The organism is Salinispira sp. (assembly GCF_059431795.1).
This window is the reverse complement of the sequence record NZ_JBXWXS010000031.1, coordinates 147,396-167,765: the sequence shown is the minus strand read 5'-3', so window position 1 is coordinate 167,765 and position 20,370 is coordinate 147,396. Positions and strand designations below refer to the sequence as shown.

Annotated in this window: 16 protein-coding genes; 3 read left to right on the top strand and 13 right to left on the bottom strand. The window is 47.5% G+C overall.

Features of this window, described 5'->3' with window-relative positions:
- Positions 1–26: 26 nt before the first annotated feature.
- On the bottom strand, positions 27–1,232 hold the full coding sequence (gene recA / locus AC52PS_RS10595) for a recombinase RecA (RefSeq protein WP_495563038.1): 1,206 nt from the start codon (positions 1,230–1,232) through the stop codon (positions 27–29).
- Between the two features lie 172 nt (positions 1,233–1,404).
- Between recA and AC52PS_RS10590 the strand changes: the two genes are divergently transcribed.
- Positions 1,405–2,523: a ribose-phosphate diphosphokinase gene (locus tag AC52PS_RS10590; protein WP_495563037.1), complete on the top strand. Its 1,119-nt coding sequence runs from the start codon at positions 1,405–1,407 to the stop codon at positions 2,521–2,523.
- Positions 2,524–2,620: 97 nt separating this feature from the next.
- Here AC52PS_RS10590 and dtd read toward each other — a convergent pair whose 3' ends face one another.
- The 5 genes from dtd to rpe all read right to left on the bottom strand — a co-directional run bounded on the left by dtd (position 2,621) and on the right by rpe (position 7,263).
- Positions 2,621–3,070 (bottom strand): D-aminoacyl-tRNA deacylase, encoded by a 450-nt coding sequence (gene dtd / locus AC52PS_RS10585; RefSeq protein ID WP_495563036.1) that lies wholly within the window; start codon positions 3,068–3,070, stop codon positions 2,621–2,623.
- A gap of 97 nt (positions 3,071–3,167) precedes the next feature.
- The gene (locus AC52PS_RS10580) at positions 3,168–4,253 is read right to left on the bottom strand and encodes a tetratricopeptide repeat protein (RefSeq protein WP_495563035.1); all 1,086 of its coding nucleotides are present in this window, start codon (positions 4,251–4,253) and stop codon (positions 3,168–3,170) included.
- A 54-nt stretch (positions 4,254–4,307) separates the two neighbouring features.
- The gene (locus tag AC52PS_RS10575; RefSeq protein ID WP_495563034.1) at positions 4,308–5,528 is read right to left on the bottom strand and encodes a hypothetical protein; all 1,221 of its coding nucleotides are present in this window, start codon (positions 5,526–5,528) and stop codon (positions 4,308–4,310) included.
- Positions 5,525–6,550 (bottom strand): tetratricopeptide repeat protein, encoded by a 1,026-nt coding sequence (locus AC52PS_RS10570; RefSeq protein ID WP_495563033.1) that lies wholly within the window; start codon positions 6,548–6,550, stop codon positions 5,525–5,527. The genes AC52PS_RS10575 and AC52PS_RS10570 overlap by 4 nt, the downstream gene beginning before the upstream one ends.
- Before the next feature lie 44 nt (positions 6,551–6,594).
- Complete coding sequence (gene rpe / locus AC52PS_RS10565) at positions 6,595–7,263, bottom strand: ribulose-phosphate 3-epimerase (protein WP_495563032.1); 669 nt, start codon at positions 7,261–7,263, stop codon at positions 6,595–6,597.
- A gap of 49 nt (positions 7,264–7,312) precedes the next feature.
- On the opposite strand from rpe, the gene AC52PS_RS10560 reads away from it, so the two are divergent.
- Together AC52PS_RS10560 and greA are read left to right on the top strand one after the other, a co-directional pair.
- On the top strand, positions 7,313–8,251 hold the full coding sequence (locus AC52PS_RS10560; protein ID WP_495563031.1) for a tetratricopeptide repeat protein: 939 nt from the start codon (positions 7,313–7,315) through the stop codon (positions 8,249–8,251).
- A 124-nt stretch (positions 8,252–8,375) separates the two neighbouring features.
- On the top strand, positions 8,376–11,117 hold the full coding sequence (gene greA, locus AC52PS_RS10555) for a transcription elongation factor GreA (RefSeq protein WP_495563030.1): 2,742 nt from the start codon (positions 8,376–8,378) through the stop codon (positions 11,115–11,117).
- Between the two features lie 177 nt (positions 11,118–11,294).
- Here greA and typA read toward each other — a convergent pair whose 3' ends face one another.
- The 7 genes from typA to dut form a co-directional block, all read right to left on the bottom strand.
- Positions 11,295–13,121 carry a translational GTPase TypA gene (gene typA / locus AC52PS_RS10550; RefSeq protein WP_495563029.1) on the bottom strand — a complete coding sequence of 609 codons (1,827 nt, stop codon included), beginning with the start codon at positions 13,119–13,121 and terminating at the stop codon, positions 11,295–11,297.
- A gap of 161 nt (positions 13,122–13,282) precedes the next feature.
- Positions 13,283–14,710 carry a HEAT repeat domain-containing protein gene (locus tag AC52PS_RS10545; protein ID WP_495563028.1) on the bottom strand — a complete coding sequence of 476 codons (1,428 nt, stop codon included), beginning with the start codon at positions 14,708–14,710 and terminating at the stop codon, positions 13,283–13,285.
- Positions 14,711–14,726: 16 nt separating this feature from the next.
- A complete protein-coding gene (murJ, locus tag AC52PS_RS10540) occupies positions 14,727–16,289 on the bottom strand; it encodes a murein biosynthesis integral membrane protein MurJ (RefSeq protein WP_495563027.1) in 1,563 nt (520 codons plus the stop codon).
- Positions 16,286–17,401, bottom strand: coding sequence for a tRNA guanosine(34) transglycosylase Tgt (gene tgt / locus AC52PS_RS10535; protein WP_495563138.1), 1,116 nt, complete (start codon positions 17,399–17,401; stop codon positions 16,286–16,288). Before tgt ends, murJ begins: the two co-directional genes overlap by 4 nt.
- Before the next feature lie 28 nt (positions 17,402–17,429).
- The gene (locus tag AC52PS_RS10530; protein ID WP_495563026.1) at positions 17,430–18,512 is read right to left on the bottom strand and encodes an LptF/LptG family permease; all 1,083 of its coding nucleotides are present in this window, start codon (positions 18,510–18,512) and stop codon (positions 17,430–17,432) included.
- Between the two features lie 2 nt (positions 18,513–18,514).
- Positions 18,515–19,804 carry an LptF/LptG family permease gene (locus AC52PS_RS10525; RefSeq protein WP_495563025.1) on the bottom strand — a complete coding sequence of 430 codons (1,290 nt, stop codon included), beginning with the start codon at positions 19,802–19,804 and terminating at the stop codon, positions 18,515–18,517.
- On the bottom strand, positions 19,797–20,261 hold the full coding sequence (gene dut, locus AC52PS_RS10520; protein ID WP_495563024.1) for a dUTP diphosphatase: 465 nt from the start codon (positions 20,259–20,261) through the stop codon (positions 19,797–19,799). The genes AC52PS_RS10525 and dut overlap by 8 nt, the downstream gene beginning before the upstream one ends.
- Positions 20,262–20,370: the final 109 nt, after the last annotated feature.

Below are 20,370 nucleotides of genomic sequence, written 5' to 3'. Positions count from 1 at the left end.
GACCGTATGGAGCGTAGCTGCGTGGATTAGAACAAGTCCTCTCCATTGGAGCTTTTTGCTGGAGAGGCTGCGCTTTTCGGGGGTTTCGTGTTTTTTTCTGAGGCATCAGCCTTATTGCTGCCATTTTTCTGATCAGTATTCTTCCCCTCCCCTTTTTTTCCGTCGTCTTTTTTTCCTTCGCCGATAACCCGCTCGTTTGGGAAGAGCTGTTGTCGGAGTTTGCTCATTATTTCGCGGTACAATTCGGGATTTTCTTCCAGGTAGGTTTTGGCGTTATCCTTTCCCTGACCGATCCGTTCCTCTCCATAGCTGTACCAGCTGCCGCTCTTATTAATGTAGCCGTATTTCACCGACGCATCCACAAGGCTTCCGGTGGCAGATACACCTTTGCCGAACATAATATCCATTTCAATTCGTTTGAACGGCGGTGCAACTTTATTTTTCACCACTTTTACCCGGACTGTGTTCCCTATTGCGTTATCGGTTCCCTTGGAGATGGTTTCAACCTTGCGAACTTCCAGCCGCACGGAGGAATAAAATTTCAGTGCATTCCCTCCGGTGGTTGTCTCGGGATTGCCGAACATCACTCCGATTTTCATACGGATCTGATTGATAAAAAACAGACAGGCTCCGGATTTTGATATTGTACCGGTGAGCTTCCGCAGCGCCTGACTCATCAGGCGGGCCTGCAGCCCCACATGACTGTCTCCCATATCTCCGTTTATTTCCGCCTGGGGAGTAAGGGCCGCCACGGAATCGACTACGATAATATCCATGCTTCCGGACCGAACCAGGGTCTCGGCAATTTCCAGAGCCTGTTCACCGTTATCAGGCTGGCTGACCCACAGCTCATCGATGTTCACCCCAAGGTTCCGGGCGTATACCGGGTCCAAGGCATGCTCTGCATCGATAAATGCGGCGATCCCGCCCCTTCGTTGAGCCTCTGCTATGGCATGGAGTGCGAGGGTGGTTTTACCGGAGGACTCGGGGCCGTATATCTCGATGATTCTCCCTTTCGGATACCCGCCGAGACCCAGAGCTTCATCCAGGAGTATTGAGCCGCTGGGAATGCACTCAATATCCAGGTTTTTCAGGCCCGTACCAAGTTTCATGAGAGAACCTTTGCCGTACTGCTGTTCTATCTGTAGCCGTGCGGCCTCAAGCGCTTTAGCCTTTTCTTCCTGGGATTCAGGTGTGGCTGTTTCCTTGCTGGTTGTGTTGCGTTTTGCCATAGTTCCTCCGAATATGATACCGGCAGAATTGCGTTTTTGATTTAACCTGGTGAGGCGTTTTCAAAAATGTGTAATCGTGAATGAGCGTCTGTTGAGTATAAATTCTTGCCACTGCACTGGTCAAGCAAGCATTTTTCATGTCAAAGGTGAAAAAGTGGTTTAATATATGGGCATGGGCCTGGACAACGATATTTTACTTGTATCAACCCGCTCAATGGAAGAATACCGGGAGCGGGTTGCATATCATCTGAGAACATTTCCCGATTTTTATGACCATAACGGCAGTAATAATCGGGATGTTGAGATAATGAGTCAGAATCTCAGAATTGTGACCTTCGCCGACGGTGAACTTGAGGTTGAAGCACCTTTTACCGTGAGGGACAAGGATGTGTTCCTTATAGCCGGATCCAGCAGGAATCAGGCTGGAATCAGTCAGAATGAGTGCAAGATAGAATTGTATCATGCCATCGACTGTATTAAACGGGGTACTCCCAGAAGGATTACGGTTATCGAACCGTATTTTTCCCCCTCCAGATCCGATAGAACCACCCGACGGAACTCCGTTGGGTTCTGGGTGCATACCAAAATACTTTCCAACCTGGGTGCCGATACGATTCTGACCTACCAGCTTCATTCGGATAAATCCAAGACGGCAATCGATCCTACAATATGCCATATGGAGGATATCCCTGCGGTTCCCATGATGATGGAGTACATTACCAGAGAGATTATTAAAACAGAGGAAGAGTGGCATAAAAATCAGCACAATTGGGTGTTTTGTTCAGTGGATGCCGGGGGAGAAGGAATGGCAAGAAGCTACGCACAGGCATTTCAGGTACCCCTTATTATTGCCCATAAACAGCGGGATTACGCTCACACCAATACCATTAAACAGATCAACATTCTTTCAGATACGGATATTACCGGCAGAGATATCTGGATCGTGGATGATATGATAGATACCGGGGGTTCTATTGTAGCCCTGATTACCGAGTTGAACAGACGGGATGTGGCCTCGGTAAATATTGCCGCTATTCACCCGGTTTTATCAGGTCCGGCAGTGGAGAGGCTGAAGGAGCTCCATGAATCAGGAATGCTCCATGAGCTGCTGATCCTGGATACGGTAAATCTCACCCAGGAGGTATTGGATGCACTGCCCTTCCTCCAGGTTGTCAGCTCATCCAAGCAGACTGCGGAAATCATTATGGGAATTCATGACAACCTGTCCCTTTCCCCATTTTTTGATGACTTTTCGGTACAGCAGTACTTCAGAAACCCGCCGCTGGAGTAAAATTGCAATGCAACAGGTTTTAAAAGCAAGGCGATTATATTCAGGGGAATAATGGGCGGTTCAGGAATTCCTGAACATGGAGTGAACTGAAATTAGTTCAGAATTCTTTTTTGGAATCTACGAGCAGCGTGACGGGGCCGTCATTAACAAGACGTACATTCATGTGTTCCTGAAACTCCCCGAAGAAACAGCGGCCATACTCCCTGCGGAACATCTCTTCAAGTTCAGAGAATATTTCACGGGCATGATCCACGGCGGCAGCCCTGTTGTAACTGGGACGCCTGCCTTTGCGGGTATCACCATACAATGTGAACTGGCTGATCACCAAAAGCTCAAACCGCAGGTCCATGAGGCTCAAATTCATTTGATCCGCCCTATCATGGAATATGCGAAGATTCAAAGTCTTATCCACAATGTACTTGAGATCATGGTCGCGGTCATCACTTTCTATACCGATAAATACCAGAAGCCCTGTACCGATGGATGCAACGTTCCTTTCTTCAACATGGACACTAGCCTCCGACACCCGCTGAATTACCCCCCGCATACGATATAATCCTCTATTTCTATCGTGCCGGGCACTCTATAGAATCTGTTTCGAGTTGTTCCTCTTCGAGTTGTTCCTCTTCGGGGGCAATCGGGTTTCATTTTTCGGCCATCCTGCGCAGGGAACTGCCCCGCAGCTGCAATTCACCGTTGTTTCCGTCAACCTGTGCAATTATTTCCACCGGCTCGCCGCCCTGGAGTTCAACGGCAAAATCCAGAAAAACCGGAACAGTTCCTTCAACTACCTTTCCACTGTGGAAGCCGACGAGAAAATCAAAAAGAATTTCCTCATCACTCAGGCGGACATTCGCAGTCCTACCCTTCCACCGAACATATACACCATGATGAAGTTTGGGGCTCGCCGCTACTTCTTCGTAGCTGAAAGGATCCTGAAAATTCGTGAAGTCCGGTTCTCTCAGCTCTGAAATCAGAAGAGAAATTCTGTCTTTTATTTCTATGGGGGCGTTGGAATAGAGAATTCTGTTTCCGTGATACCTGACCAGATTGTCTCGAAATTCATGGAAATTCCGGCGAATCTTTTCAAGCTCGTTTTCCAACTGTTCATTGGTGAAAATTATATCCGCCGCTCTGGAGTAATCTCCGCTGCCGTATTCTTCAATCTGAATGTCCAGCAAAGCCTGTCCCTCCCGGAACGGCAAGGGCTTTTGGACGGTTCTGGTTATCAGAACGACACCAAGAGGAATCAATAGAATGATTAGCCCGGCCAGAATAATCTTGAATAGAGAAGGCCAAAGAATTCTCGGGTGGCGGGCGAGGATGATTCCGTACTTCCTGTTTTCAATAAACTCCAGCCAGTCCTCTTCTTCAGATTTTTTTGCCATCTCCAAAGCACGCAGCGCTTTTTTGTTGGCAGGATCTATATCCAGAATTTCAAGCCATATACGCAGGGCCTCAGTAATTTTCCGTCTCCGGAGCATGACCACCGCAAGACCCAAAAGGGAATCTATACGCTGCGGCTCCAGATCCCGTACTCGTTGAAAATAGCTATACGCTCCGCCGAAATCCCCTGTGTAAAGGCAGGCATATCCCAGCAACTCGTGGTATGATGCATCCTTGCGGTACAAAAAAATCTGAGGGCTGAGCAGTGAAATAACCCGTCCGTACTTTTTTTTCGCGAAGAGAAGCCGTGCCTGTGCGAGATCGCTGCGTTTTTTTTGCTTCATTGCTGTGTATACTTCCTTGAACTATTTAGCGATTGGAGGGAGCGTTTGAATACGCTACTCATCCGATTCCGTCATTTTCGATTCGGATGCAGCTCCGGTATCCTGACTGCTCTGGCGGATGGTTTCCAGGATCTCTTCTAGAGCACGGATCTGACTTGCATCCAGACGTGCCGGTGAAGTTAATAGCCGGTCAATTTGTTCCAAAAGCAGGTCTATTGTCTCAATGCTTTGAACCAGAGGGGCGATTTGTCGCAAGTCAGAGCGACGGAATGAATCGATGCCGCTGCTCCGGTTCACTTCCTCCACCCGTTCGCTGATATTCTCAGAGGAGTCGGATGCCGACTCGGTCATGCCATGCAATGCCGGATTATATTCCAGGACCGAGGATTTTTCCAGCATCTCAATACGCTTGGAAATTCGGCTCAGGAATTCCCCATCACTGTCATTCTCGTTCCGGGGTATGTAGGTGATAACCAGCGAATACTCCACCCGGCTTTGCCCCGGAATCCGCTCAGGACCGAAACTGAGGTTCAGTGCACTGTCATTTATGGAAAACGGCAACAGATTGAAGTTCCTATCCGGTGAAACACGGAAATCCCCAGAGCTCTCATTCAGGCGTTTCCAGTTTGCCGCAGCGGTCCGCCGGGGCCCCCGGATGCCTTCACCTGAAAGCAAAAACAGAGCTGATCCGAGACTGTTCCCGCTGCGAATATAGGGCTCCCGCTGTCCGGGGCTGAATTCATACTCCCCGATAATTCCGGATTTGGAGGGAGTTGCAAAATGGGATGCGCCCAGTTCCCCGAGTACCGTGTCAAACAATGCGGTAAGTTCGGCGCGTACATCTTCAGTCCCCGTGTTGATAATCTGATAGCGTATTTTCACACCGATTATGGATTGATCGCTGGCATTCTGCTCATTTCCCTTCCGTGGCCCTTCGTTCTGCGGTGCCTGAAGAAAGGAAAAATGCTGATTAAACTGGAGATCGTCCCAAAGGTACTGAAGTGCCACTCCATCCCGAAATTCTCCGATGGAAATGCTGTGGGATTTATCTTCACCAAGAATGCTTACACTATCACCGATTCGGATGCGGGTATGGGAGCTTCTGGGATTGTCGTTGAACAACAGATCGGTATTTCCGTATGAGAGAGCAAAGCGTCCGGTTTCCTCATACAATCTCAGACTGTACGCGCCGGCCTCCACCTCCAGGGAGTACAGAAAAGGGGATATCCATGCAAGGCAGAAAATAAAGGCTGCAATTCTGGAAATCCGAATCATTGATTCTCCTGCATTTGACGAATTTGTGCTTCAAGACCTTGAATAAGCTCTTCTTTAAGAACCAGCGCATTCTCTTTCAGCCGAATAAGATCAAGGGTTGCCTGTATATCGGGATCATCGGCACTGAAAACCACCCGTTCTTCCAGGGCATTTTCCTCCAGGCCTGCATCCAGGGATTGCTCAAGACTTCGCACTTGATTCTCCAGGCGGCGGATTTCATTTTGCTGTGAATCGATGGTTTGCTGCAGACTGGTCTGTTCATTTTCCAGAATGGACACTTCATCAATGAGCTCCCGGATCTCTTCGGCATATACTTCATCGGCATTTCTGGCCATTCTACGCCGATATGTCTCGATGGTTTCTTCATACTCCTGTTCGCTTTTCCGGAATTCTTCGATTGTCCGTATCGATTCTTCCTGTGTCCACTGCAGGAGTTTAAGCAATTCCTGCTCCCGTCGGCTCATGGTGATAACCGCCAGTCTGTAGCGTGCAGCTTCTACCCGAAAACTGGTTGGAAATTCCTCAAGAACTGCGGAAAACATTTTTTCCGATTCGTCCAGCTGTCCAAGATGAAACAGTGCCTCTCCTGTCCAGTAGTATGCATTGGCTACGAAGGGACTGGATGGATTTGAATTGATGAAGTCGGAGAACGCCAACACCGCAGATTCGTATTCCGCCTTCAGATACAGAATTCGGCCCCGCTGATACAAGCCTTCGGGATAGTTTTTATTTTCCTGAAAATTATTCAGAAAGAAGTTCAGGTTTCGTTCCGCGTCCTGAATACGTTCCTGGGCAATGAGCACCTTGGCTATCCAAAAGTATGCATCGCCCCGTAGTGAGGAGTATTGGGGATCCAAAAGAAGCTGTCTGAATTCGGCAAGAGACTGGGAGTACCTGTTTTCCTGGAAATTTCCAATGGCGGAATTGAAGAGATCTTCACCGCTTTGAGCGCTTACCTGGGAAAGTGGAATAATGAGCAGAACAATGATGGTTAGAATTGCCGCAGAACGCTGGTTTTTCACAAAAACACCCCTCTTTCTTCAATCATCGGTAGAATCGTCAACATTTATACTCTTTTCTCCCCCCGGAGTGCGGAAACGAATCCTGCCTTATCTTCAGCCTTAAAAAACGCACTTCCACTCACCAGCACATCGGCACCGGCAGAAACGGCATCGGCTGCGGTACGGGAATTTATGCCTCCGTCGATGCTTACCAGATAATCATATCCCCCGCGCTTTCTCAGCTCAACAAGCTGACGGATTTTATCCAGAGTCTGGGGTATGAGAGACTGGCCGCCAAAGCCGGGGTTCACGCTCATCACCAGGATCTGATCTATGAAGGGAAGCAACTCCTGCACTGCTGATACTGGGGTTGAGGGAACGATGGAGATTCCCGCTTTAATTTTCCGGGAATGAATATACTGGAGTAGTCTGTGACTGTGTATTTCCGCTTCGCTGTGGAACACAAGATAATCGGCGCCTGCATTGATGTATTCGTCCACAAGTTCAGCCGGATTGTCCACCATAAGGTGTACGTCGAAGGTTTTCCGGCTGTGAGATCTGAGATCATGGATCATTTTCGGTCCGAATGTAAGGTTGGGTACAAAATGTCCATCCATTACATCCAGGTGCACCCAGTCTGCTGAGGAACTATGAATATCGTTAAGAGCCTGTTTTAAATTGCTGAAATCGGCTGATAATATGGACGGCGCTATTAATGGGGTTGGATATATCATATTATATATTTACCAAAAAACCTAATTACTGCATAGTAATACCAAGGGCATGTTAAAAAAGCGTAGGGAATTTCACAGTAAAATTGAACAACTCATTGATGAATGTGCGGAATACATAGCCGCCGGGAGATTAAAAGATGCATATGAATCTTTAGACAGGGCCTTGAGTCTTGATTTTGATCATCCGGGCGTACTCGCGGGTCTGAAATATATCAACTTCTGGCAAAGCAGAATTAATGCTGCGATTCGAAGGTCAGAGCATATTGATCAGGCTGAGACCCTGCTCCATTACTGGAAGGATTTTTCCCGGTTTATACGGGGATTCCAGGGGGATGAGCGGCTTATTCAGAGCTTCCGGCGATTTGTATTTTCCCGGGTACTGGAACTGTTTTCGGGCATTCCCGAGGGTGACAAGGATGCAGACATTCTCATGTGGCGGGGAATCGCCTGTAAGGGCATGGGCAATTACGATGATTCACTGGAGCATTTTACCGCCGCGCTTCAAACCTCCGCTCCCCGGGCGAGATTGTTGAGCGAACTTGCCGATATTTATGCTCTGGTCGGAGAAGATCAGAAGTCCAGAGTGATGTTCAGAGAAGCGTTCTTCACCGACCCTCAGGATATTGATGTGGAGGGGTTTGAGTCCGAACTTTTTATCCGCCTCTGCAGAAAAGTTGGGGACCTGGGGTTCAGCGGTCCGGAATTGACGGAGTGGATTCCGGTCTACGGAAGTCTTTGGGGAATTCTTAATATCAAGCGTGAACTCAGAGCCCTGGAATATGGAAAGTTGCGACAAAAGATATTTGCAATGGAACAGGAACTCCGGGACAGCCGACGCAGCGAAATTGTGATCCCGAGACTCCTTAACCACTATTTCTGGCTTATCGATCACCTGGTTATGAACAGGGAGCATCAGCAGAAAATCGATGAAATCCTTCTGAAAATCCGCAGCATTTCAACAGATGTTTACAAGCTGTATACAAAGTAATAAGTGTTCGATATAATAAATGTTAATAACTTCACGAAAACACGCTTCGTGCCATATTTTGTACATCTTTATATTTGTTATGTCTAGCTATTCATAGCTGATTCAATTCAGGAGCACTTGAACAATGTCGGAAAAGATTCTCAACACAATTACTGAGCAACTCAATGAAGAAAAGTGGACCCGTGCGACTTTGTCCAATTATACGGTAAACCACTATGTGGAACTGGATGAATTATTGGACCAGGTTTTTGACGCCGACCTTGAAGATGAAGTGATGGAGTTGTGCGAAGAGCATCTTACCCACTCTAAAAACAGCATCATCGCTCTCTACCTTTCGGGTATTATCAGTCTCAACCGACAGTCCATCGATGATTCTAACCTGCTTCTTCTTATCAACATTTTTACAGAAAATCACCGCTGGAATATCGTCAAGCATCTAAGTAACCGCATTCTCGATTTCGGAGAAAACCGTCATGCACTGCGCACCCTGGCTGAATGCTATAACAATGAGGGTGATGTGGCCTCCCTGTATGAAGTTTGGGAGCGTCTTATCCGTGTTGATTATGAAGAAGCGGATATCGTCAAAAAGCTTGCGGAGCATGAAGAGGAAGAGGGCAATCTTGATACTGCCGTCGCCCATTACAAGAAAGCCATTTACCGCTATATCAATAAAAAGATGTTTACCCAGGTCCATGAGCTCTGGCAGAAGCTGCTTGAGCTTGTACCCGGTGAGACGGAGTTCTTTTATCATGCGGAAGGCAGGGTAGCAAAACTTCTGAACGAAGACCGTGCCATCCAGCTCCTTGAGGAACTGTACCCCCATTTCAATGAGAATGAGAAGTGGAACACTGCAATAGAAATACTCAGGCGAATTCTCAGCTATGACAATAAAAATCCCTGGGCAAGGAAGGAAATTACCGATTGTTTCCGGGCCAAGCATGCGGGACACAGTCAGCTGGAAGAATATATTAGGCTTTCAAACCTGAGCCAGAACTGGCGAAACGTTCACGATGCCATCTCCGATTTTGAAAAACATATTGCTTTCGATGCTGGTAACTTTGTCTATCACCGTTCATGGGGTGTGGGACGTATTAAAAAAATCAAGGGCGATGATATTGTCATTAATTTCATGAAGAAACAAAACCACGTAATGTCCCTGAAAATGGCCGTAAGCAGTCTGAAAATTCTGGGCAAGGATCACATCTGGGTCTACCGCATCACAAAAAAGAAGGAAGCCCTCAATAAGAAGGTAAAAAAAGATCCCCTGTGGGCTCTGAAAGTAATTATCAAAAGTTTTGACAATGCAGCTGATATGAAAAAAATTAAGGCTGAACTTGTTCCCGGTATTCTCAGCGCAAGTGAGTGGACCAGTTGGAGTTCAAAAGCCAGGGACCTGTTGAAAACTGATGAATCCTTTGGGAACCTTCCGGATAAACCGGATACCTATGTTGTCAGAGAACAGCCCATTAGTCTTGAAGAAAAAACCTATAACCGCTTCAAAGCGGAAAAAAGCTTTTTCGATCGAGTGAAGACCATTCAAGAATTCCTTGATTATGTGAATGAGGAAGACGACACCAGCTCAATAGAAAGTGATTTTTTCAAGGATATGTTTGACTACTTCGTAGGATACGTCCGGAATCCTGGAACATACAATGAGCAAACCATCTCAGCCCTGCTCATTGTTCGACAGGTTATAGAGCGTTTCTCTTTCCTCAATCCCGGGGTAAACCTTGGTTTCAGAGATTTCTTCAATCATTTGGAATCGTATGAAGAGACATTCAAAAATATTGAAAATAACGAAGTTCGGAAGGCGTTTCTCAGCGCAGTACGAAAGCAGATTAAAAACTGGCATGAAATCTATATCAATATTCTGCCCCACCATCTTCAAAAGGATGTTATTCGAGATCTCATCAATGCGGGTCACAAGGATCTGGTAATTGAGAAGTTCAGCGAAGTTTATAACGCATACAGGGATCAGCGGGAATCTTTTATTTGGTTTGTCCGTAACTGCTGGGAAGATGAATGGTTTCAGGAAACCGGCATAAGCACAGAGAAATATCTCATTGCCATGATTCATCTTCTCGACCTCACTGCGAGAGATATTGATAACAAGCGGGATGTAAGCCTGAACAGGAAGCTTAACAAGCAGATTCAGAACTTCCTTATTAAAGATGAGCAAATTATTGAGTATATAAATCAGAGTGACGAAGAAGGTATCGGCAGAATTTATTCCCTTCTGGAAGATGTGAAGGATCTTGATCCTGCGGTGATGTCGAATATTCGGAAAACCATAGCAGCCCGCTTCCCCAGCTTCGAATTTTTCGGTGAAACAGCAACGGTGGTTGAAACAGTTTCACGGAGCGGATTCTATGCAATGATGCGAAGCTTTGAGGAACGCCAGAAAGCCCTCAAGCAGCTACATGAGGTGGAAGTACCCAAAAACTCCAAGGAAATTGCTGCAGCCCGTGAATACGGCGACCTGAAAGAAAATGCAGAGTATAAGGCTGCAAAAGAGCGGCAGGATTACCTGAATACCACAGCCCGAAAATGGGAGGAGGAATTGCAGGCCGCGCAGGTTATCAAGCCTGAAGATGTAAAAGATGACCGAATCTCCTTCGGTACCACGGCTGTACTAAATAACCTGAATAGCGGTGAGGAAGAACGCTACACCATTATGGGTCCCTGGGAGTCCAACCCCGAGAAATCTGTACTCAGTCATCTCTCCCCCTTTGCAAGTCACCTTGTGAACAGGAAGGTTGGGGATGAAATTGAGTTCACCATCAATCAACGGGACTATAAATTCCAGGTAAAAAGCATTGAAAAGGTCGATTTTGCAAAAATGAATATTATTCCTATGAAGGTTTGACCCGAAAACAGTTGTCATCATTTCAGCTACAAACAAGGGGCTGTCTGAAATTCATATTTCAGACAGCCCCTTTTACATTTAAAGCGGGTGTTACATGAAAACGGGCCAATCCGCAACCCGAATATGTTTCAGTTCCATGCAATCCCTCCACAGGGCTTTCATTACAGACTTTCGGGATCAGGTGAATTTATTCCGTTTGGCATTGACTTTCCGCATTTGGGCTGAGAGGTCTTCTTTCCTCAGGCGGAGAGCATTGGGAGTAACCTCCAGCAGTTCATCATTGCCCAGATAGTTGAGACATTGCTCCAGAGTAAGGGGTACCACCGGAGTAAGAATTACATTATCATCCCGCCCGGATGCCCGCACATTGGTAAGTTTTTTTTCCTTCACCGGGTTAACGTCCAAATCCCCTTCACGGTTATGCTCACCGATAATCATTCCTTCGTACACCTTGGTTTTCGGCACGATAAAAAGTCTGCCCCTGGGTTCCAGATTGAACAGAGCATAGGGAACCGATTCACCCTGCCGGTCCGATACCAGACTGCCGGACTTTCCGGAGCGGATATCACCCCGATACTCCTCGTATCCCATAAAACTGGAGTTGAGAATTCCCGTGCCTTTGGTATCGGTGAGAAATTCATCCCGATACCCGATTAATGCCCGGCTGGGAGCGGAAAATTCCAGGCGGACTCTCCCGCTGCCGTGGTTGGACATGGTGATCATTCTGCATTTCCTGCTGGAAAGTTTTTCGGTGACGATACCCATGAACTCTTCCTGGCAATCTATAAATAGATGCTCAACCGGTTCAAGCTTTTTTCCATGCTCACTCGTTTTGTATATTACCTCAGGACGTCCCACACAAAATTCGTAGCCTTCTCTCCGCATAGTTTCGATCAGAATGGCAAGCTGAAACTCTCCCCTGCCCTTCACATTGAACCCGTCTTTATCGGGAATCCTTTCCACTTCAAGGGATACATTTTTCAGTGCTTCCCGTTCCAGACGTGCCCAGAGTTTGGTGGGCTGAACATGTTTTCCGTCCTGTCCCGCATACGGTCCGGTGTTCTTCATAAAGCGCATGGACACAGTAGGCTCGTCAACTTTAATCCGCGGCAATGCAATGGGATGATCCTTGGTGCAGACGGTGTCTCCGATGCGAACATCTTCGATCCCGGAAAGCACCACAATTTCTCCGGGTTCAGCGGTGTTCAGGTCGCCCAACCCGATTCCCTGATATACCTGTAGTTTACTCACCTTCAGAGGATTTGCTTTCCCGTCGATATCCAGGCAAACGAGGTTGTCGCCGGAGTGGAGAACACCATTGTGAATCTTTCCCACACACAAGCGTCCAAGATACTCATTGTAGGAAAGATCGCTCACCAGCATCTGTAGAGGTGCATCTTCTTGGTATTCATGTCCGGGAAAGGTCTTCACCAGTGAATCGAGTACAATCTCCAGACCCTTGTCCTGCGCATCAATGGAGGTTTTCGCGATACCGTCCCTTCCGACTGCGAAAAAGACCGGAAAATCGAGCTGGTCTTCATGGGCATCCAGGTCAATTAGGAGACTGTAGATTTCATCCAGCACTTCCAGGGGTCTGGCATCCTGGCGGTCTATTTTATTTATCACCGCGATAAGTGGCAGTCCCTGATCCAGAGCCTTTTTCAGCACGAATCTTGTCTGGGGGAGCGGACCCTCGGATGCATCAACCAAAAGAATGGCGCCGTTGACCATGCTCAATGCACGCTCCACTTCCCCGCCGAAATCGGCGTGGCCAGGGGTATCCAGGATGTTGATTTTTACATCTTTCCAGGCAATCGAGCAGTTTTTGGCGGAGATGGTAATCCCTCGCTCCCGCTCGAGATCCATGCTGTCCATGATACGCTCTTCCGTATGCTGATTTTCCCGGAAAAGCCCTGCGGTCTGAAATAATGCGTCCACGAGAGTTGTCTTGCCATGATCAACGTGGGCAATAATTGCCACGTTACGTATTTTATTATTTGTCATTCTGAAAACTTCCTTTGAGTCGTTTTTATCGTTTCTCCAGCGTGCTAAAAGCCCGATGTGGGCTCAGGCCGCTTATGTGATTTCAGTCATTGCAGATTCGCTTTCGATTGCAGTGTTTTCTGCCGCGTAGTTTTCTGTTGCTTTACTACCACTTGTTCTGTTTATAATCGCTCAAGGGCGTTCCTTGCATTCGCCCTGAGCGCAGGGTGTGCCTCTTCGTCCCGGGAGAGCTGTTCAAGATACGATTTCTGTGAGGCGATTTGATTGCGTCCGATACCCCGGATTCCGTAGATTTGGATAATATAATTCTCATGACCGATCATTCTTTCATAGAGGGATGTTGCGGCATCCAGCTTGTGAAGACTCAGCTCTTTGCAGATTGTATCTAACAGCCGGTTGTTTTCATCTTCCCAGGTTTCGGCCATCACCCGTTCAATACTCTCCTTGCTCCCGGGGAAGTCATTTCGGATTAGCAGTACGGCCGCACTCTGTCTGAATTGATCACCCAATTCCTCATCCTCCAAAGCTTCTCTGAGATACTGGCGAGATTTCCGGCTTTCAATTGAGGAGAGGCTACGAAACGCCTGGTGCTTAATATTTGTTTCCGGGTCATTCTGTGTCATATAGCGAAGAGGTGCAAAGGCTTCATTAAACGGGTTCTCTTCAATACCCCGCAATGCAGCCATTCGTATCCGCCAAAATGAATCCCGCAAAGCTTCCAGATAGAGTCCTTCTACATCTTTCGGATCGAAGGAGGCCAGGGCAGAAACTGCGGCTGTACGTATAAGGGTATCTGAAGAGGAAAATGCATTGCTAATTACATTCAAGGCCCGGGAGTCGGCATATTGCCCGGCGGCATTGATAGCTGCAATTCTCAACGTTTTTTCAATACTCTCATCTGCAGCCAGGTCGAAAATAAGGTCACGGCTTCCAGGATGCTGAATTCTTCCCAGGGCCCGGAGTATTGCCTCCCGGACCGGTATTTCAAGATCCGGATCCCCGTAGTATTCCGCAAGAAAGTCCGCCGCTTTTTGATATTCTGTCTCCGCCGTATACTGAATAGCAGCAAGCTGAATTTCATATCCTTCTTCCATGATGATTTCTGATGTGAGTTCCCACAAATCTTTATCCATAGGATGTTCCCGAGCTTTTAAATGATTAAAAAGCCGGATAGTAAAATCCCTGGGAATATCCTGATAAAACATCAGTTCATCCAGAACTGCAGATACGGCATCGTCCCGTTCAAGGGCTTCGAAATAATCCAGGGCCTTCACTCTCAGAGACTGTCGGGAACTGGATACCAGTGTAAGCACAGCGTCTGCCAGACGTGCATCCTCCAACTCAATCATCTCTTCAATGGTGGATACTACGGAGCTGTCAATTCCATAGAGAATGGTCTCTTCCCATTTTTCATAGAGGCTTTGCTGAACCTCTTCCCCGTTTTCGCCTTCTGTTTCTCCGGATGAATCCTGGGCCATTGCTGACAATCCACTCATCAGCCAGAAGGAAATAAGCAGCACAATGCCAATGGACAGGGATGTGAAATGGTTTTGGGGTATGATGAATTGGTTTGGGTTTTGTATATTCATAATTTTATGGTCGGTATCAACCCGCTTTCCTCTTAATTACTAAATATACCGCATCGAGATGCAGAAGTACAAACATCCCGAAAATCGAGAGGATCGCGGGTAGACTGATGAGAAGGAATATTCCCAGATTCACGAAGTTTGAACCGCTTATCCAGTAATCTCCGGCAAGATATTTTCCTCCCGCAATAATTAAAACGGCGGGTATGAGGGAGATGAGGATTTTTGCCAGGTCACGGATAATGGGCTTGAACGAAATGTCCGGGAATCTATGCCGGCTTTTCATTAACAACCAGCTTGAAGCAATGATATAGCTGATACTGTTCGCCAAGGCCAGCCCCCGGACCCGCAGGAAGGTTTCCTTCAGCCAGAGGGAGAGGAGAATATCTAAAACGGTGATGATTAATGCATTGTATACCGGTACCCTGATATCCCCATCCGAGTAACATAATCGCTGGAGGAAAGTATTCAACCCCACAAAAAGCAAACCTGGGGAATACCAGAACAGGACCTGGGCCGCCAGTCTGGTGTTTTCCACGGTAAACGCTCCCCGTTGCAGAGCCGCGGAGATTAATTCATTGCCTAACATCATCAGTCCCAGCGAACTGGGGATTAAAAATGTCATGAGACCTGCAATTCCAAATTCCACTGTCCGGGAGGTTTCGATACGATCACCCGCGGCGATCTGTTTGCTCAGTCTGGGAAATAAGACCGTGATGATGGATGCTGAAAATATCCCGAAGGGCAGCTGCCAAAAAACTATGGCATAGGACATTGCCGATCCGCTGCCGGTTTCCATTTCACTGGCAAAGCGTGCGGCGATTTGCTGGTTGATGGCGAATACCCCGCTGGTGGCGAGTACCGGCCCCCAGTTTTTCAGTATCTGCCGGAATTGTGGATTGTTAAAGGAAAAATTAAACCCGAAGCTGTATCCCTGATGAAAAAATTCAGGCAGCTGCACAAGTACCTGGGCAATACCACCGGCAATAACCCCCACCGCCATTGCAAAAATTCCCAGGCTTCTATGAAACAGCAGTAAGCTGCTTATTACGGCTATGCTGAACAATAGCGGCGTCAATGCGGGAATCACGAAGCGCTCGTTTGAGTTCAGTGTTCCCATAATAACTGCGGAAAAGCTGATAAAAAGAATATAGTGAATAACGTATCGGAACAGTTCTGCCGCCAGGCGATGCTTCTCAGGATCGGAAAAGTTCAACAGAATGGATACAAAAAATGAAGGAAAAATGGCTGCCAGAACCAGAAACGGCAGGAGAACCAGCAGCTGGAAAGCAAGCAGGTTTTTCACAATGGTTCGGGACTGTTTCTTGCTGGGATCTTCCACCAGATTTCGACTGAGTACCGGGATAAATGCCGTCGAAAGTGCTCCCTCCGCCAAAAGTTTTCTAAGATTATTGGGAATATTAAAAACCAGGTTAAGGATATCCGCCTGCCCGCTGGCCCCGAAAAGGGCGGAAATAATTCCTATGCGGACGAATCCCAGAAGGCGGGATGCCAGGGTGGAGACCATTACGATTCCCGTTGAACGGGCGGAGGATTTGAGACTTTTCACCGGGGAGTTCAATCCGGTATCCCCATGGAGTAAAGATCCAGGAAGCTCCGTTTAAATTCCAGAAAGCGGTTCTCCCGGATCGCCTGTCTGGAATCTTCCACCAGCTTTTTTAAAAACCACAAATTATGGAGCGATGCAAGCATGGGGCCCAGCATTTCTCCTGCCTTGAACAAGTGGCGGAGGTAACTTCTGCTGTATTTAGCGGTTGGGCTATGTTCGCTTACCGGTCGAGTATCGTATTCATAACGCTGGTTCTTTAAAACCAGTCTTCCGTGGTCGGTAAATAGTGTGCCGTTTCGGGCAACTCTGGTGGGAAATACACAATCGAACATATCGATGCCCTGTTCTATTGCCTCGAGAATATACTCCGGCGTACCTACGCCCATGAGGTATTTAGGTTTGCTTCCCGGAAGCAGCGGTGCAGTATATGCCAGATAGTGCTGGAACTGATCAAAGGGCTCGCCAACCGATAAACCGCCAATGGCATAGCCGGGAAGATCCAGGGCGGCCAATTCCTCTGCACTGCGTGCACGCAGGTCTTCGTAGAAATTTCCCTGCACGATACCGAAGAGCTTACCCTGGTAGCTTTCGCCAGTGGTTTCCCAGCTGTTTTTTGCCCGAAGAGCCCAGCTGGTGGTAATCTCCAGGGCTTCCCGGGCGGATTTATGGGAAATCCCCGGTTCGGTACAGACATCCAGAACCATCTGAATATCAGAGTTCAGTATTTCCTGGATTCCTACAACCTTCTCCGGGGTAAGAAAATGCTTTGAACCGTCAATATGGGATCGGAAATGGACACCTTCAGGCGTGACTTTTCTGAATGGTGCAAGGGAGAACACCTGGTAACCACCGCTGTCGGTGAGAATATTGCCCTGCCAGTTGTTAAATCTGTGAAGTCCGCCGAACTGTTTGATCACATCCATTCCCGGCCGCAGGTACAAATGATACGTATTTCCCAGTATCAGCTGAACTCCCATGGTTTGGAGATCTTCAAGGCGCACGGCTTTCACACTGGCGTTGGTACCCACGGGCATGAATACCGGAGTATCCACGTTTCCGTGGGGTAAGTGGATCTCTCCGGTCCTTGCTTCGCAGTGTTGGTCCTTATGTAATTTCCGGTATATCAACTGTGCAACCTCTTGTTAGATATAATCAGGTTTTTGCCCTGCTGAGAATATACACAGCAGCCAATCCGGTGATGAGAGTACCAGCCCATGCGCCGGAGACACTGCCGATCAGACCGATACTGGCAAAAAGCCCCGAAAGCATTTGGATGGAGTAATATACAATAGATAAGCCCAGGGAAACAAGGAGGCTCATAGCCAGGATATTCTTTTTATAGCTGCCACCGATTGCTGCGGATAAAAGGGTAACTATCAGCGGGGTGAACGCAAAGGAAAATCGTTCATGATACCGAGTAAGATCCTTACGGTAGGGAAACCCGCTTTCTTTGAGATATGTAATGTAGTCTCTCGCCTCCGACAGGCGCATGGCATCTATATCCCCGAACTGATTAGTAAAATTATCCGGTTCAAGATCCAGATCCGGATTCGAAAACCGCAGTTGCTCAAGTATTTCAAAGCCTTGATCCTCTTCTTTTCTGCGAAGAATAGTAGCCCTGTGAAACATCCATTGATCTTCCTGCCACAGCGCCCATTCTGCACGGATTTGCATATCGATCAGCATATCCTGGTTTCTGCGGACAACGGTTACATTATCAAGACGCCGTTTTTCGTGATCATAAAATCCTGCCCGATAGATAACATCCCCGCCCCGGGTCTGTATGGTGATGTTTGCCTGATTCAAATTCTGAGGACGGTTTCGCAGCAAACGTGTACTAAGTTCCTCTTTTTCCCGGAGCATGGGTATGGCGAAGCGATCCTGGAAAGCAAAAAGCCCGACACTGATTATTGCAGAAATACATATCAATGGAATAATAAACCGCTTCAGACTAATTCCGCTGGCGAACACCGCAATTAGCTCGTTGTTGGCATAGAGCGTTCCCATGGAATAGGAGACAGAGAACAAAAGTGCTATGGGTGTGGAAAACACAATGCATGTGGGCAGGTAATACCATTGAACCAGAAGAATCTGGAAGAACGGAACTTCACGCTCAATATATCTGACAATATTCACAAAAAGATCGGAGGCGTTTATCAGTATGGTGAAAAAGGCCAGAGCTCCAAGAAAAACAGGAATAAAATTTCGCAGGAGCAGGCGTGTAAGTACTTTCAAAACTATCTCCTTAAGTATCCATACAGGAAAGCCGAGCCCGCCGCCAGCATGAGAATATTTGGACTGAATGTAATCAGTCCGGGGGGAATTGATGTTAATCTGAGCCCAAGGGCTTCTATGGCCACGAGCATTCCCCAATATGCCGATGCCAGGATGAGACCAAGAATTATACCCAGCGTTCGCCCATGCTTAAGAGACATGAGACCCAGGGGAAACCCAATAAAGATGAACGTAAGACTTGCAAGGGGAATGGAAAATTTCTTCCAGAATTCTATTCGGTAAAGTCTCAGGGTTCGGTCAAACATGTGCGTATCAGGATCATTGCTCAGACGGTCATAAGCCCTCTGAAACTTGATCTTCAGTTGAGGATCTCTGGTTTCTGCAATTGAAAAAGCGGTGGCGCTGAAATTTCTGAAACGTTCATGATATTCCAATCGCTCATCCTGTTTCCTCAGTTCAAACTGCTCCTGTCGTTGCTGGACCAGAGAATATACATCCCGGGCACTCATTTCTCTCACGCTGGGATTATTAATATTGAATACGATATTTTCCAGTAAGATATTGTAATCCATATTGTCAGCCCTGCTTTCATGGATGCGGCGTTCCGAACTGGATATTATCTCCACATCACGAAGATTCAGAGTGATGATACCCCGACCGGTATCGTTTTGAATGAGGGAGGCTCTCGATGCACTGATGGTCCGCTCCGAACCGTCTTCCGCACGGTCTATAATAATGATTCCCTGGATTACATCATCAATTACATCTCCGGTAACAATTGTTGCATTCTCGTAATTTCTAATGGCATAAGGCTCGATTATCAGTCTGCTGTTTGAATACAGCAATTCCTGATACAACTGGCTATAGCGCATCGTTCCCAAAGGCAGGAAATAGTCATTGGTAATAAAAGAAAGTCCGCTGAGCAACAGTGCGGAGAGGAGAATGGGATATAACAGGTTGGTAAAACTGATTCCGCTTGCACGGGCGGCCTGGATCTCTCTTCCTTCACTCAACTTACCCACTGCAAGGATAATTCCGATAAAAGAAGCGTAGGGTACCGAAAGGGCGATAATCGCCGGCATTGCATACAGGATCAAGCGAAGGGTATCGATAACCGAGACCTGCTCGGCCAGCCGGTCCCGGGCTATTACAAGGATCTGGTTTACGAAAAAGATGGCCAGAAAAAACAGGAAGGCAACGAGAAATGAGAAAAGATATTCACGGGTTACATAACGCTGAAGAGTCCCGGGCAGCCGAAGCCGTTCTTCACCGGGGAAGAACCAATTATTCACCGGTACTCCCGAAACCGCCCTCCTGACGTTCCGTCAAATTTAAGTCCCGTACATGATCCACCAAAAGAAAATCCGCCTGAACCACAGGAGCGAACACCATTTGGGCAATCCGCTCACCGGGATTTATACGAATTTCTTCCGCTGATAGATTAATACAGATTACCTTGATTTCACCCCGGTAGTCAGCATCCACAGTTCCCGGTGTATTGGGCAGAGACAAACCTTTCCGGTATGCCATGCCCGAACGGGGCCGGATCTGTGCCTCGAAACCTTCAGGAATTTCAATACGGAGTCCCGTAGGTATAAGTGCTCGTTCCAGGGGCTGCAAAGACAGATGGGTACTGATGTTTGCCGATAAATCACAGCCCGATGCCCCTCTGCTGGCATATGCGGGCATGATTCCCGATTCACTGTAGATTCGCACCTTGAAGCGGGGGTGATCTGTATTTAAATCCATATTCTCCTGGCTCCCGGAAATCAAAATTCCCATAAAAAAACGGGCCCGAGAGCCCGCTTAATGCCTTTCTCTCTTCATACCGGGCCCTATACAGGACCATATACAGGGA

Coding starts and splice junctions, on each gene's coding strand:
- recA (WP_495563038.1), bottom strand. CDS start 1,232: ATGGCAAAACGCAACACAACCAGCAAGGAAACAGCCACACCTGAATCC.
- AC52PS_RS10590 (WP_495563037.1), top strand. CDS start 1,405: ATGGGCCTGGACAACGATATTTTACTTGTATCAACCCGCTCAATGGAA.
- dtd (WP_495563036.1), bottom strand. CDS start 3,070: ATGCGGGGGGTAATTCAGCGGGTGTCGGAGGCTAGTGTCCATGTTGAA.
- AC52PS_RS10580 (WP_495563035.1), bottom strand. CDS start 4,253: ATGAAGCAAAAAAAACGCAGCGATCTCGCACAGGCACGGCTTCTCTTC.
- AC52PS_RS10575 (WP_495563034.1), bottom strand. CDS start 5,528: ATGATTCGGATTTCCAGAATTGCAGCCTTTATTTTCTGCCTTGCATGG.
- rpe (WP_495563032.1), bottom strand. CDS start 7,263: ATGATATATCCAACCCCATTAATAGCGCCGTCCATATTATCAGCCGAT.
- AC52PS_RS10560 (WP_495563031.1), top strand. CDS start 7,313: ATGTTAAAAAAGCGTAGGGAATTTCACAGTAAAATTGAACAACTCATT.
- greA (WP_495563030.1), top strand. CDS start 8,376: ATGTCGGAAAAGATTCTCAACACAATTACTGAGCAACTCAATGAAGAA.
- typA (WP_495563029.1), bottom strand. CDS start 13,121: ATGACAAATAATAAAATACGTAACGTGGCAATTATTGCCCACGTTGAT.
- AC52PS_RS10545 (WP_495563028.1), bottom strand. CDS start 14,710: ATGAATATACAAAACCCAAACCAATTCATCATACCCCAAAACCATTTC.
- dut (WP_495563024.1), bottom strand. CDS start 20,261: ATGGATTTAAATACAGATCACCCCCGCTTCAAGGTGCGAATCTACAGT.